This is a genomic window from Cellulomonas sp. Marseille-Q8402 (genome assembly GCF_965119525.1).
The window spans coordinates 1226756-1239961 of record NZ_CBCPLX010000001.1; the positions used below are offsets into that span (position 1 = coordinate 1226756).

The following is a 13206-nucleotide window of genomic DNA, read 5'->3' on the forward strand; positions in this document are numbered from 1 at the left end:
GGCCGTCGGGGCACCTCCTCGTCCGGCCGGAATGCCTGACCAGGGAGAGATCGATGAGCAAGCGTGGTCGCAAGCGCCGTTCCCGTGCCGGGAGCTCGGCCAACCACGGCAAGCGCCCCAACGCCTGAGCGTCGGGCGGCGCAGCCGCACACGGCACGAAGGGCCCGGTGCGATCGCACCGGGCCCTTCGTTGTGCTCGTGGTCCTGCCGGGGGTCAGACCGTCCGGGTCACCCGCAGCGTCGTCAGCTGGGCGTGGATCTTCACCCGCAGGTCCGCCGGCGCCTGCTCCTGGCAGCACCGCTTGACCAGCTCCTTGAGCATCGTCTCCACGGCCATCTCGTCCAGGCACGGCCGGCAGTCCTCGATGTGCGCACGCACCTGTGCGGCGTCACCGGACTCCAGCTCGCGGTCGACGTAGGCGAACAGCCGGCCCAGCGCCTGCTCGCAGTTCGGGCCGCAGCCCTCCTCGACCTCGTCGGTCGCAGGGGTCCCCTCCGCGGCGTCCCAGCCCGTCATCGCGCCCTCCTCGCAGATCCCGTCCCGGTCGACTCCCCGCCGGCCGGAGCCGACGCCACCAGACCACGCCCGCGGGCGTAGTCGGCCAGCATGTCGCGCAGCTGGCCGCGGCCCCGGTGCAGCCGCGACATCACGGTCCCGATCGGGGTGCCCATGATCTCGGCGATCTCCTTGTACGCGAAGCCCTCGACGTCCGCGAGGTACACCGCGATCCGGAACTCCTCGGGAAGCCGCGCGAGCGCGTCCTTCACGTCGGAGTCCGGCAGGTGGTCCAGCGCCTCGGCCTCGGCGGAGCGCAGACCGGTCGACGTGTGCGACTCGGCGCGCGCGATCTGCCAGTCCTCGATCTCGTCCGCCTGCGACTGCTGCGGCTCGCGCTGCTTCTTGCGGTACGAGTTGATGAAGGTGTTGGTGAGGATCCGGTACAGCCACGCCTTGAGGTTCGTGCCGGGCCGGTACTGGTGGAACGCGGCGAACGCCTTCGCGAACGTCTCCTGCACGAGGTCCTCGGCGTCGGACGGGTTCCGGGTCATGCGCAGCGCAGCGCCGTAGAGCTGGTCCAGGTAGACCAGCGCCTCGGCCTCGAACCGCTCGCTGCGCGCCGCGTCGTCCTCGGACTCGGGGGCGCGTGTGGTGTCCTCGCTCATCACCTCGGAGCCTAGTCCGAGTACGGGGTGCGCGCCGTCGGCCACGGGGCGCGTCAGCACGGCGACGCCGCCCGGCGCGGCGACGGCCGCCGGTCGGTCGAGGGTGGAACAGCTCATGGCCTGCACAACGTCGTCCGCGGCCCCGTGCATTCCCGGGCAGCGCACAGGTTCGCGGCCCGATAGTTTGGGCGGCAGGCGTCCGTGCCCGCGGACGACCCGGAGGAGGACCCCATGCTGCTGCGCCGCATCGCCCGACCGCTCTTCGCCTCGTGGTTCCTGAGCGAGGGGGTCGACGCCCTGCGCCGGCCCGCCGCGCACGTCGCCGTCGCGCGCGGAGCCGTCGACCGGCTGACCTCGAGCGTCCCCTCCGGCGCCCTCGGCGGGGCGCTGGACGCGTACCGGCACCCGTCGGACGCGCAGCTGACCACCGTCGTGCGCGCGCACGGCGCCGCGACCGCGCTGGCCGCGCTGCTGCTCGCCACCGGCCGCGCGCCCCGCGCCGCCGCGCTGGCCCTCGCGGCGCTGACCCTGCCGCTGGCGGCCGCCGACGCACCGGCCTCCCGCAAGGAGCGGGCGCACCTGAGCGAGCAGGACAAGAAGGAGCGCAAGGCCCGGTTCCTGCGCGGGCTGTCGATGTCCGGCGGCGCGCTGATCGCCGCGGCCGACACCGCCGGGCGCCCCGGGGTGCGGTGGCGGGTGGAGCACGCGCGGGCCACGCGTGCGGCGACCGCGAAGGCGGCGGCCGCCGCGGCCACCGCCGCCGCGGCGAAGAAGGCCGCCTCGAAGAAGATCGCGGACACGGTCCGCTGAGCCGACCGGCAGCCGCGGACGGCGACGGGGCAGGACGGACCGGGCCGATAGCCTGGCCCTCATGAGCACCAGCCCCGACGTCGCCCCCGCGCCGGACGCGACCACGCCCGACTGGCCGGCACCCACCGCGGACCGTCCCCTCGACGCGACCGTCGAGGTGCCGGGCTCGAAGAGCCTGACCAACCGGTACCTGGTGCTCGCCGCGCTCGCCGACGGCCCCGGCCGGCTGCGGGGGGCGCTGCGCTCGCGCGACACGCTCCTGATGGCCCAGGCCCTGCGCGACCTCGGCACCGGCATCGAGGACGACCCCGCATCCCCCGGCGACTGGGTCGTCACGCCGGGCCCGTTCCGCGGCCCGCGCACGGTCGACTGCGGGCTCGCCGGCACGGTCATGCGGTTCCTGCCGGCCGTCGCCGCGCTGGCCGACGGCGCGGTGCGGTTCGACGGCGACGCCGGTGCCCGGGTGCGGCCGATGGGTCCGGTGCTCACCGCGCTGCGGGCGCTGGGCGTCGGCGTGGAGCAGCACGGCGCGCCGGGGTTCCTCCCGTTCACGGTCACCGGCACCGGCGCGGTGCGCGGCGGCAGCGTGGACGTGGACGCGTCGGGCTCGTCGCAGTTCGTCTCCGGCCTGCTGCTCACCGCCGCCCGGTTCGACCAGGGGCTGACCATCCGGCACACCGGCCCGACGCTGCCGAGCCTGCCGCACATCGAGATGACCGTCGCCGTGCTGCGGGCGGCGGGCGTCGCCGTCGACGACTCCCGGCCGACCATCTGGCGCGTCGAGCCGGGCCCGATCGCGGCCCGCGACGTCCGCGTCGAGCCCGACCTGTCGAACGCGGCCCCGTTCCTCTGCGCCGCGCTGGTGACCGGCGGCACCGTCCGCGTCCCGGGCTGGCCCGCGGCGACGACGCAGCCCGGCGGCCTGCTCCCGGGGATCCTCGAGCAGATGGGCGCGACGACGCGCCTCGACGGCGACCTCCTCGCCGTCACCGGCACCGGCCGCGTCCGGGGCGTCGACCTGGACCTGCACGCCGCCGGCGAGATCGCCCCGACCATCGCCGCGCTCGCCGCGCTGGCGGACTCCCCCACCCGGCTGCGCGGCATCGCACACCTGCGCGGGCACGAGACCGATCGGCTCGCTGCCCTGTCCGCGGAGATCACCCGCCTCGGCGGGCAGGCCGAGCAGACCGCCGACGGCCTCGTCATCACCCCGCGCCCGCTGCACGGCGGCACCGTCCGCACCTACGCCGACCACCGGATGGCCACGTTCGGCGCCCTGCTCGGCCTGGCCGTGCCCGGCGTGCTGGTCGAGGACGTCGCCACCACCGCCAAGACCATCCCCGACTTCGTCGGGCTGTGGGACGGCATGCTCGCGTGACCGGGGGTCGCTGACGATGGCACGCCGGGCGCTCGACGAGTCGGACGTGCGGGTCCGGCCGACCCGCCGCGGCTCGCGGCCGCGCACCAAGACCCGACCCGAGCACGCCGACGCCGAGCAGGCGCTGGTCACGGGGGTGGACCGCGGGCGGTACACCGTGCTGGTCGATCCCGACGGGCCCGGCGAGCGGATCGCGATCGCGATGAAGGCCCGCGAGCTCGGGCGGGAGCGCGTGGTGCCCGGCGACCGCGTGGACCTGGTGGGTGACACGTCGGGAGACGCCGGGTCGCTGTCGCGGATCGTCCGGATCGCCGAGCGCAGCACCGTCCTGCGCCGCACCGCGGACGACACGGACCCGGTGGAGCGGGTCATCGTCGCGAACGCCGAGCAGCTCGTCGTCGTGACCGCGCTCGCCGACCCCGAGCCCCGCACCCGCATGATCGACCGCTGCGTGGTGGCGGCCTACGACGCGGGCATGGAGGTCCTGCTCGCGCTGACCAAGGCCGACCTCGCAGACCCCGCCGAGCTGCGCGAGATGTACGAGCCGATCGGGGTGCGCGTCGTGGTGACCCGGTGGGCCGCCGACGACGTCGAGCACGGCACGGGCGAGCGGCCCGAGGACATCGCCGGCCTCGAGACCCTGCGCGACGCGCTCGCCGGGCGGACCTCGGTGCTGGTCGGTCACTCCGGGGTCGGCAAGTCCACCCTGGTCAACGCGCTCGTCCCCGACGCGTTCCGCGTCACCGGTGTCGTGAACGACGTCACCGGCCGCGGCCGCCACACCTCGACGTCCGCGGTCGCCCTGCGCGTGCCCGGCCCCCCGGGCACCTGGGTGATCGACACCCCCGGCGTGCGGTCGTTCGGCCTCGCGCACGTCGACCCGAACCACCTGCTCGGCGCGTTCGCCGACCTCGCCGAGGTGGCCGAGGAGTGCCCGCGGGGGTGCACGCACGCCGACGACGCCCCCGACTGCGCGCTCGACGACTGGGTCGCGGCCGCGGAGGACGACGTCACGCGCGAGGCCCGGACCGCCCGGCTCGACTCGTTCCGGCGCCTGCTGGTCAGCCGCACCGGCGCGGCCGACGCCGCGGGCTGAGCGGACGGCGGCGCGAGCCCCGCTCCGGCCCCGATAGGTTGGGGGCCATGACCCGGTACGACGACGACCTGCGCCTCGCCCACGTGATCGCCGACCAGGTCGACGGCGTCACCATGGCACGGTTCAAGGCCCAGGACCTCCGGGTCGAGACCAAGCCCGACCTCACGCCGGTCTCGGACGCCGACCGCACCGCCGAGGAGCTCATCCGCGGCCAGCTCGCCCGCGCCCGCCCGCGGGACGCCGTGCACGGCGAGGAGATGGCCGACACCGGCCACGGCCCGCGCCGCTGGGTGGTCGACCCCATCGACGGCACCAAGAACTTCGTCCGCGGCGTCCCCGTGTGGGCCACGCTCATCGCCCTGCTCGACGGCGACGAGGTCGTCGTCGGCCTGGTCAGCGCGCCCGCGCTGGGCCGCCGCTGGTGGGCAGCCACGGGCTCCGGCGCCTGGACGGGCCGGTCCCTCGCCTCGGCCAGCCGGATGCAGGTCTCCGAGGTCGGCCGGCTGCAGGACGCCTCGCTGTCCTACTCCAGCCTCAGCGGCTGGGAGGAGCAGGGCCGCCTCGAGCACTTCCTCGCGCTGACCCGGCGGGTCTGGCGCACCCGGGGCTACGGCGACTTCTGGTCGCACGTGCTCGTCGCCGAGGGCGCCGTCGACCTGTCCGCCGAGCCGGAGCTCGCGCTGCACGACATGGCGGCGCTGGTGCCGATCGTCACCGAGGCCGGCGGGCGGTTCACCTCCGTGCAGGGCGTCGACGGCCCGTTCGGCGGCAGCGCGCTGGTCTCCAACGGCCGCCTGCACCACGCGGCGCTGCAGGTCCTCGACCCGCTGATCGAGGACTGACCCGCCCGCGGCCCGTCCGCGCCCCCGACCGTCTGCGCGCATCGAGTGGAAGGTTCTGCCCGACACGCTTCGGCGTGTCGGGCAGAGCTCTCCACCCGGTGGGGGTCAGCCCCGCTCGGCGGGGCTCAGCGGGGGATGCGGTCGAGCTCCGAGACGTCGTACCAGAGCAGGTCCCGCTCGGCGAGCGAGTCGAGCGCCTCGTCCACGCCGTCCAGCGCCCGCGCGACCTCGGCCCGGGCGCCGGGCTCGTCGACGTGCGCGCACACGACGTCGTCGAGGGTCGCAGGGGCGGTCAGCGTGACCAGGCTCGCCGCCTCGTCGTCCACCCCCGCGCCGTCCTCGGGCGCGCCCTGTCGGACGTCGCCGTCGGGCACCTCGACGGTCACGACGAGCCGCAGGCCCGGGGCGTCGGGGCGGGACGCGAGCAGGACCAGCGCGTCGTCGGCAGCCATCAGCTGTGCCGCGAACTCCACGCCCTCCTCGTCCTCGTCGGGCAGCAGCGCGGCGAGCGCGGGGGTGACGGCGTGCGCGCGGCGCGGTGCCGCGAGCGGGGCGCGTCCCCCGAGGAGGTCGTCGAGCTCGTCCAGGGTGGCAGGCAGGTAGAGGCGCACGGGACCCAGTGTGCCTGTCCCCGGCCGTGCACGGCGCACATCACGGACGAACCGGGTCAAGGCGGGGCACCTCGGGCGCGACTCGCCGGGCGTTGTCCCCAGGCTGCGCCGCGGGGTGGACCGGGCCCGTGCCGCGCCGGTAGATGTGGGCGTCCGCTGTGCTGGCCATCCGACGACGGAGGACACCCATGAGCACCGAGACCGCCACCGCTGACCACGGGACCGCACCCGCGAGCACCCCGCGCGCGACCGCGGAGGTCCGCCTCGTGCCGACGCTCCTCCCCCGGCCGCCGCAGCCACGCCGTCCGCCGCGCGACGAGCGCCCGGCGCGTGCGGCACCCCACGACGGGACGCACGCCCCGGTGGTGGAACGGCTCGGCGGTGCGCGGCTCGCGAGCTACCGCCATCCCGCCCCGGCCGACGGACCCGCACGCACCGCGGAGGCGACGGCCGGCGGCACCACCCGGACCGGCGGGTCCCCGCACCTCGACCCGCGCCAGGCGTGCTGCATGGTGGCCGTCGCGGCGGTGGAGGTCCTCGCCGGGCGACGGCCCCTCGCCCAGCTCGCCCGGTGGCTCACCCCCGAGGTCTACGACGGCCTCGCCCGCCGGGCCGCCCTCACCGCGCCCGGCACCCGGGTCCTGGACCCGGCGGCCCACCGCGGCGACCTCGGCGACCCGCGGCGCACCGAGGAGGAGCGGGCCGCCGCGACCCGGCGACCCTCGGTGCGGCGGGTGCGCGCGTGCCGGATCGACCGGGACGTGGTCGAGGCCTCGGTCGTCGTGGCGCACGCGGACCGGGTGCGGGCGGTCGCGGTGCGACTGACCCGGACGTCGGGGTGGTGGCGCGCCAGCGCGCTCGTCGTGGGCTAGCGCGCCGGTCCTGGGCCCACGTGCCGGCTCCGGCCGCGTGCTGGCCCTGGCGTGCCCGGCTGGTCGTGGGTCACGGCGTGGGTCGTGGAACCACGCCGTGACGTGACCGCGCCTGCCTCAGCCGGAGGACGCGACGACGCCGCCCGCCCCCGGACGCGACGACCGCCGCCCGTCCCCGGACGCGACGACGCCGCCCGTCCCCGGCGGGGACGAGCGGCGTCGTGGTCCTGCGGTCGCGCCCGGTCGGCGGGACCGCCCGTGCGTCAGGCCTGGCGGCGCTGCTGCTTCGCCGCCTTGCGGCGCGCCTCGCGGTTGCCGGCGGCGTCGTCCGCGGCAGCACCGGCGTCGCCGCCTGCCGCGGCCGGCCGCGCCGACCCCGCCGGGGTGCCCGCGGACGGACCACCCGCGGCACGCCGGCCGCTGCGCGTCACCGTCGTGCCGCTGTCGCCGTCCACGCTGGGCGCCGAGTACTGCAGCGGCACCCGCTGCTCGGGGCCGTCGATGCCCTTCGCGACGAGCACGGGCTCGGCGGCACCGTCCGGCGCACCGTCCACGGGAGCCGGCTGGCCGTCGCTCCCGGCGGTGGCGGGCTCCGCGACCTTGACCTCCAGGTTGAACAGGAAGCCGACGGCCTCCTCCTTGATCGACCCGGTCATGGCCTGGAACAGCTGGTAGCCCTCGCGCTGGTACTCGATCAGCGGGTCGCGCTGGGCCATGGCGCGCAGCCCGATGCCCTCCTTGAGGTAGTCCATCTCGTAGAGGTGCTCGCGCCACTTGCGGTCCAGCACGGAGAGCACCACGCGGCGCTCGAGCTGCCGCATGTTCGGCTCGCCGAGCGACTTCTCCCGCTCCTCGTAGGCGATGCGCGCGTCGGACAGCAGCTCGGTCTTCAGCAGCTCGGGGGTGACCCGGCCGAGCCCGCCCGCCTGCTCGACGACCTCGTCGACCTCGATGGACACGGGGTACACCGTCTTCAGCGTCGTCCAGAGCTGCTCCAGGTCCCAGTCCTCCGGGTGGCCCTCGGCCGTCGCCGCGGTGACGTACTCGTCCAGGACGTCCTCGAGGAAGTGCTCGACCTGCTCCTGCATGTTCTCGCCCTCGAGCACGCGGCGGCGCTGCTCGTAGATGACCTCGCGCTGCCGGGACAGCACGTCGTCGTACTTGAGGACGTTCTTGCGGATCTCGAAGTTGCGGGCCTCGACCTGCGACTGCGCGGACCGGATGCCGCGCGTGACGATCTTCGACTCCAGCGGCATGTCGTCGGGGAAGCCCGCGCGGGTCATCATCGACTCGGCCATGCCGGAGTTGAACAGGCGCATGAGGTCGTCCTGCAGCGACAGGTAGAACCGGGACTCGCCCGGGTCTCCCTGACGGCCGGAGCGGCCGCGCAGCTGGTTGTCGATGCGGCGGGACTCGTGCCGCTCGGTGCCCAGCACGTACAGGCCGCCCAGCTCGGTGACCTCGTCGTGCTCGGCCGCCACGGCGTTCTTGGCCTTCTCGAGGGCGTCGGGCCAGGCGGCCTCGTACTCCTCGGGGCTCTCCTTGGCGTCCAGCCCGCGCGCGGCGAGGTCGGCGACCGCCATGAACTCGGCGTTGCCGCCGAGCATGATGTCGGTACCACGGCCGGCCATGTTGGTGGCGACCGTGACCGCGCCCTTGCGGCCGGCCTGCGCGACGATCGACGCCTCACGGGCGTGCTGCTTGGCGTTCAGCACCTCGTGCGGGACGCCGGCCTTGCGGAGCTTGCGGGACAGCACCTCGGACTTCTCGACGCTCGTGGTGCCGACCAGGACCGGCTGCCCGTTCGCGTGCCGCTCGACGATGTCGGCGACGACGGCGTCGTACTTGCCCTCCTCGGCCTTGTAGACGAGGTCCGGCTGGTCGATGCGCTGCATCTCGCGGTTGGTCGGGATCGGGACGACGCCGAGCTTGTACGTGCCCTGGAACTCGGCCGCCTCGGTCTCGGCGGTGCCGGTCATGCCGGCGAGCTTCTCGTACAGCCGGAAGTAGTTCTGCAGGGTGATCGTGGCGAGCGTCTGGTTCTCCGCCTTGATCGCCACGCCCTCCTTGGCCTCGATGGCCTGGTGCATGCCCTCGTTGTACCGGCGGCCCGGCAGGACGCGGCCCGTGTGCTCGTCGACGATGAGCACCTCGCCCTTGTCGACGATGTAGTCCTTGTCGCGCTTGAACAGCTCCTTGGCCTTGATGGCGTTGTTGAGGAAGCCGATCAGCGGCGTGTTCAGGGACTCGTACAGGTTCTCGATGCCGAGGTAGTCCTCGACGCGCTCGATGCCGGGCTCCAGGACGCCGACGGTGCGCTTCTTCTCGTCGACCTCGTAGTCGCGCTCCGGCTGCAGCCGGCGGACGACCTTGGCGAACTCGGCGTACCAGCGGTTCACGTCGCCGGAGGCCGGGCCGGAGATGATGAGCGGGGTCCGCGCCTCGTCGATGAGGATCGAGTCCACCTCGTCGACGATCGCGAAGTGGTGCCCGCGCTGCACGAGCTCCTCGGAGCTCCACGCCATGTTGTCGCGCAGGAAGTCGAAGCCGAACTCGTTGTTCGTGCCGTAGGTGATGTCGGCGGCGTACTGCACGCGGCGCTCGGCCGGGGTCTGCCCGGAGACGATGACGCCGGTGGTCAGGCCGAGGAACCGGTAGACGCGGCCCATCAGGTCGGCCTGGTAGCTCGCCAGGTAGTCGTTGACGGTGACGACGTGCACGCCCTTGCCGGTCAGCGCGTTGAGGTAGGCCGGCGCCGTGGCGACGAGGGTCTTGCCCTCACCGGTCTTCATCTCGGCGATGTTGCCCATGTGCAGGGCCGCGCCGCCCATCAGCTGGACGTCGAAGTGCCGCTGGCCGAGGGTGCGCCGGGCCGCCTCCCGCACCGCGGCGAAGGCCTCGGCCATGACGTCGTCCAGGGTCTCGCCGTCCGCGAGCCGCGCCTTGAACCGGTCGGTCTCCTCGCGCAGCTCGGCGTCCGACAGCGAGGTGAAGCTGTCCTCCAGCGCGTTGACCTGCTGGGCGACGCCCGACAGCTTCTTGAGGATCCGTCCCTCGCCCAGGCGGAGGACCTTCTCGAGGATCGCAGGCACGTGCACTCCCGACTCGCTGCGCCGCACGTGGCCACGTGCGGCGTCCTGGCGTCCCGACCGCACAGCCGGGCCCGGTCCATCGTAGGTGAGGCAGCAGCGGGGGCGGCAACCAGGACGCCCGCGCGCCGCCCCGGCCCGGTCAGCCCGTGGCGAGGGCTGCGGCGAGCACCGGCGCCAGCGTCCCGCGGGGCGCGCCGTCCTTGTCCCCCACCACGACGTCGTCCAGCCCGAGCCACCCCGCGAGCAGCCGCAGCTCGGCGGCGAGGTCCGTGGCGAGGTCCGTGGCGAGGTCCGTGACCGCAGCGGGCGTCCCGGCGGCGGCCGTCGTGGGTGCGGGGTGCGCGGCGTGCACGCGCAGCAGCCCGGAGCGCCGGTCGGCCTTGAGGTCGACCAGCGCCTCCAGCTGCTCGCCGCGCAGGAACGGCAGGACGTAGTAGCCGTGGACGCGCTGCGGCTCGGGCACGTAGATCTCGATGCGGTAGCGCAGCCCGAACAGCTCCTCGAGCCGGCGGCGCTCGAAGACCAGGGGGTCGAAGGGGCTGAGCAGCGCCCGGCCGCTGGCACGCCGAGGCAGGTCGGCCTCCGCGTGCAGGTAGGTCGGCCGCGCCCAGCCCTCGACCTGCACGGGGACGAGGGTGCCGTCCTCGACCAGCTCGCGCACCGCGGTCCTGGCCCGCGGGCCGCGGACCCGGAAGTAGTCGAGCAGGCACCGTTCCGAGGCCACGCCGTGCGCCCGGGCCGCGATCGCGACCAGCGCGCGCAGGGCGTCGGCGTCGTCGGGCTCCGGTGCGGCGAGCACGTGCGCGGGCAGCACCCGCTCGGGCAGGTCGTAGCAGCGCTCGAACTGCGGGTTCCGGCGCGCGGACGTCACCTGGCCGGTGAAGAACAGGTACTCCAGCACCCGCTTGGCGGCCGTCCAGTTCCAGCCCCACTCGGACCGGTCGCGGGGCCGGTCGCCCTCGATGCGCGCGTGCACCTGGCTCGCGGTCAGGGGGCCGTCCGCCGCGATCATCGCCAGCACGTCGTCCACCAGGGGCGACAGCGTCAGGGGCACCTCCCGGATCACGCCCCAGGCCTGGTCCCGGTACGCCCGGCGCCGCCAGCCGAGCAGCGCGTACGTCTCGGGCGGCACGTACGACGCCTCGTGCGCCCAGGTCTCGACCAGCCGGCGCGGCGCCCTGCCTGCCGCCCGGTCCAGCAGCGCGGTGTCGTAGGGGCCGACGCGGGAGAACGTGGGCATCAGGTGCGCCCGCGCGACGACGTTCACCGAGTCGATCTGCAGGAGGCCGACCCGGTCGACCACCTGCTGCAGCTGCCGCATCGTCGCCGGGCCGGTGCGCGCGGCGCGCGGCCGGTCCAGGCCCTGCGCACGCAGCGCGACGCGCCGCGCCTGGGAGAGCGACAGCGTGCCGGCGGCGCGGTGGGCGGTTCCGGTCCCGGTCCCGGTGCGGCGCGTGCCGCCGAGGGACGTGCCGGTGACGACGGGCGCAGGCGTGACGGCGACGGTGCTGGAGGCCATCGCCCCATCGTGCCGCCTGCCTCCGACACGCGCTCCGGCCGACCGCTCGCGGACGAGCACCGGCGAGCGCAGACGAGCGCGGGCACGACCGCGCCCGCCGACCGGAGGGTCGTCGGCGGGCGCGGTCGCCTCAGGCGGACGGGGTCGGACGAGGCCGGTCAGGCACGGGCTGCGGCCCCCACGGGCGCGGCGACGCCCCCGCTCGCGGTCACGGGCGCGGTCCCGTCGCCGGTCCCCATGCTCGTGACCGCGGCGTCGAGCTTGATCACGCCGTAGCTCCAGCCGCGCCGGCGGTAGGCCACGGACGGCTGGGCGGTCTCGGCGTCGACGAACAGGAAGAAGTCGTGGCCGACCAGCTCCATCTCGTAGAGCGCGTCGTCGATGGTCATCGGCTGCGCGAGGTGCACCTTCTCGCGGATGACCACGGGCGAGTCGCCCAGCGTGGTCTCGACGACGCCGTCCTCGGAGCGCGTGACCGGGGCGGCCTCCGGCTCGGGCTCGGGCGTCGGCGGCAGCTCGTCGACCGCGGGGGTCGGGATCTTGCCGCGGTGGTTCTTGCGGCGGTCGCGCGCCCGGCGCAGCCGTTCCGCCAGCTTGTCGATCGCCAGGTCGAACGCCCCGTAGCGGTCGTCCGCGCACGCCTCGGCCCGGATCACCGGTCCCTTGCCGACCACGGTGAGCTCGACCCGCTCGGCGGCCGCGGCCTGCCGGGGGTTGGGCTCGTGGGTCACCTCGACGTCGATGCGCTGCGCGCGGGGCGCGAGCTGCTCGAGCTTGGCGAGCTTGTCCTCGACGTGTCGACGGAACCGCTCGGGGACGTCGGTGTGACGGCCTGCGACGACGATCTCCATGGGATACCTCCTGGAGGTCCAGGGGCGGGTCCGAGCCCGCCCGGCAGCATGCTGTGGAACGCCCTCGGGGGGCGGGTCGACGGCATCACCTCCTCGCGCGGGCGGACCCGCGGAGAGCATCGGTCACCGGACGACGACTGCGTGCGTCCGACTGCTGTGGGACCACGCTAGCCCGGGTTCGCCCACCCTTCCAACCAGCCGGTCGGTGATCCTGGCGGACGGGTGACCGCGAGCACGAGCGCGCCCGCGACCAGGGCTCCTGCACCCTCGAGGGCGGTCCGGCAGGCGGCGAGCGTCGCCCCGGTCGTGAGCACGTCGTCGACGAGCAGCACCCGCGCCCCGGCGAGCCCGGGGACCCGCCGGCGGCGCAGCCGGACCCGTCCGGCCAGGTTCGCGCCGCGCCCGCGGACGCCGAGCCCGACCTGGTCGCGGCCGCCGCCCGCCAGCCGCAGCGCCGGCACCGCGACGGCCGGGTCCGGTGCCCACGCGGCCGCGCACGCGCCCGCCAGCGCCGCCACCAGGTCCTCGCCCCGGCGTGCCCGGCCACGGGGCGACGGCGGCGCGGGGACGACCAGCACCGGGCCGGGACCCAGCGCCGGCGCCACCCCGCGGACCGCCCGTGCGACGACCGCGGCGAACCACGGCGTCACGTCCGCCCGGCCGCCGTCCTTCCACGCGACCACGGCGCGCCGGACGGTTCCGTCGTTCTCCGCCGGCGCCCACACCGGCAGCGTCGTGCCGTCCATCCGGTCCAGCCGCCCCGCGGCCTGCTCGCACCGGCGCGGTGGCCCGGCCCAGCGGTGCAGGCACGCCGGGCACAGCGCCCGGCCCGGCGCGCCGCAGCCCGCGCAGGTCACCGGCAGCACCAGGTCGAGCAGGTCGCGGGCGAGGTCGGCGGCGAGGTCGGTGGCGGTGGTCGGGGGCACGGCCCCAGCGTCGCGCGGACGACCGGGACGCCGCGCGACCCGTCC

13 protein-coding genes are annotated in these 13206 nt (G+C 75.4%); 6 read left to right on the forward strand and 7 right to left on the reverse strand.

What is annotated here, in order from left to right; all coding sequences use genetic code 11:
- The first annotated feature begins 53 nt into the window (after positions 1-53).
- Positions 54-128: a 50S ribosomal protein bL37 gene (locus tag ACWPWW_RS05620; protein WP_123371254.1), complete on the forward strand. Its 75-nt coding sequence runs from the start codon at positions 54-56 to the stop codon at positions 126-128.
- Positions 129-214: 86 nt separating this feature from the next.
- On the opposite strand, the gene rsrA is transcribed toward ACWPWW_RS05620, so the two are convergent.
- Positions 215-517 carry a mycothiol system anti-sigma-R factor gene (gene rsrA / locus ACWPWW_RS05625; protein WP_454049352.1) on the reverse strand — a complete coding sequence of 101 codons (303 nt, stop codon included), beginning with the start codon at positions 515-517 and terminating at the stop codon, positions 215-217.
- Complete coding sequence (locus ACWPWW_RS05630) at positions 514-1281, reverse strand: sigma-70 family RNA polymerase sigma factor (protein WP_454049353.1); 768 nt, start codon at positions 1279-1281, stop codon at positions 514-516. The genes rsrA and ACWPWW_RS05630 overlap by 4 nt, the downstream gene beginning before the upstream one ends.
- Positions 1282-1395: 114 nt before the next feature.
- Between ACWPWW_RS05630 and ACWPWW_RS05635 the strand changes: the two genes are divergently transcribed.
- The 4 genes from ACWPWW_RS05635 to hisN all read left to right on the forward strand — a co-directional run bounded on the left by ACWPWW_RS05635 (position 1396) and on the right by hisN (position 5290).
- Complete coding sequence (locus tag ACWPWW_RS05635) at positions 1396-1974, forward strand: DoxX family protein (RefSeq protein ID WP_454049354.1); 579 nt, start codon at positions 1396-1398, stop codon at positions 1972-1974.
- Between the two features lie 61 nt (positions 1975-2035).
- On the forward strand, positions 2036-3352 hold the full coding sequence (gene aroA / locus ACWPWW_RS05640) for a 3-phosphoshikimate 1-carboxyvinyltransferase (RefSeq protein ID WP_454049355.1): 1317 nt from the start codon (positions 2036-2038) through the stop codon (positions 3350-3352).
- A gap of 16 nt (positions 3353-3368) precedes the next feature.
- Positions 3369-4448, forward strand: coding sequence for a ribosome small subunit-dependent GTPase A (gene rsgA / locus ACWPWW_RS05645; RefSeq protein WP_454049356.1), 1080 nt, complete (start codon positions 3369-3371; stop codon positions 4446-4448).
- Between the two features lie 47 nt (positions 4449-4495).
- Entirely contained in the window at positions 4496-5290 is a 795-nt protein-coding gene (gene hisN / locus ACWPWW_RS05650) for a histidinol-phosphatase (protein WP_454049357.1), read from the forward strand.
- A gap of 125 nt (positions 5291-5415) precedes the next feature.
- On the opposite strand, the gene ACWPWW_RS05655 is transcribed toward hisN, so the two are convergent.
- Positions 5416-5901, reverse strand: a complete 486-nt coding sequence (locus ACWPWW_RS05655; RefSeq protein WP_454049358.1) for a DUF6912 family protein — start codon at positions 5899-5901, stop codon at positions 5416-5418.
- 188 nt (positions 5902-6089) lie between these two features.
- Here ACWPWW_RS05655 and ACWPWW_RS05660 point away from each other — a divergent pair, with 188 nt between their 5' ends.
- Positions 6090-6773, forward strand: a complete 684-nt coding sequence (locus tag ACWPWW_RS05660) for an Rv3235 family protein (RefSeq protein WP_454049359.1) — start codon at positions 6090-6092, stop codon at positions 6771-6773.
- 263 nt (positions 6774-7036) lie between these two features.
- Here the strand turns inward: ACWPWW_RS05660 and secA are convergent, their stop codons facing one another.
- From secA to ACWPWW_RS05680, 4 genes are all read right to left on the reverse strand, one after another.
- Positions 7037-9865 carry a preprotein translocase subunit SecA gene (gene secA / locus ACWPWW_RS05665; protein ID WP_454049360.1) on the reverse strand — a complete coding sequence of 943 codons (2829 nt, stop codon included), beginning with the start codon at positions 9863-9865 and terminating at the stop codon, positions 7037-7039.
- 139 nt (positions 9866-10004) lie between these two features.
- Positions 10005-11384: a winged helix-turn-helix domain-containing protein gene (locus ACWPWW_RS05670; protein WP_454049361.1), complete on the reverse strand. Its 1380-nt coding sequence runs from the start codon at positions 11382-11384 to the stop codon at positions 10005-10007.
- Positions 11385-11542: 158 nt separating this feature from the next.
- Positions 11543-12235 carry a ribosome hibernation-promoting factor, HPF/YfiA family gene (hpf, locus tag ACWPWW_RS05675; protein WP_454049362.1) on the reverse strand — a complete coding sequence of 231 codons (693 nt, stop codon included), beginning with the start codon at positions 12233-12235 and terminating at the stop codon, positions 11543-11545.
- A gap of 167 nt (positions 12236-12402) precedes the next feature.
- Positions 12403-13161, reverse strand: coding sequence for a ComF family protein (locus tag ACWPWW_RS05680; protein ID WP_454049363.1), 759 nt, complete (start codon positions 13159-13161; stop codon positions 12403-12405).
- Positions 13162-13206: the final 45 nt, after the last annotated feature.

Bases quoted from the DNA above. Each gene is read 5' to 3' on its own strand.
- rsrA (WP_454049352.1), bottom strand. From the start codon at position 517: ATGACGGGCTGGGACGCCGCGGAGGGGACCCCTGCGACCGACGAGGTC.
- ACWPWW_RS05635 (WP_454049354.1), top strand. From the start codon at position 1,396: ATGCTGCTGCGCCGCATCGCCCGACCGCTCTTCGCCTCGTGGTTCCTG.
- hisN (WP_454049357.1), top strand. From the start codon at position 4,496: ATGACCCGGTACGACGACGACCTGCGCCTCGCCCACGTGATCGCCGAC.
- ACWPWW_RS05630 (WP_454049353.1), bottom strand. From the start codon at position 1,281: ATGAGCTGTTCCACCCTCGACCGACCGGCGGCCGTCGCCGCGCCGGGC.
- rsgA (WP_454049356.1), top strand. From the start codon at position 3,369: ATGGCACGCCGGGCGCTCGACGAGTCGGACGTGCGGGTCCGGCCGACC.
- aroA (WP_454049355.1), top strand. From the start codon at position 2,036: ATGAGCACCAGCCCCGACGTCGCCCCCGCGCCGGACGCGACCACGCCC.
- ACWPWW_RS05660 (WP_454049359.1), top strand. From the start codon at position 6,090: ATGAGCACCGAGACCGCCACCGCTGACCACGGGACCGCACCCGCGAGC.
- ACWPWW_RS05670 (WP_454049361.1), bottom strand. From the start codon at position 11,384: ATGGCCTCCAGCACCGTCGCCGTCACGCCTGCGCCCGTCGTCACCGGC.
- hpf (WP_454049362.1), bottom strand. From the start codon at position 12,235: ATGGAGATCGTCGTCGCAGGCCGTCACACCGACGTCCCCGAGCGGTTC.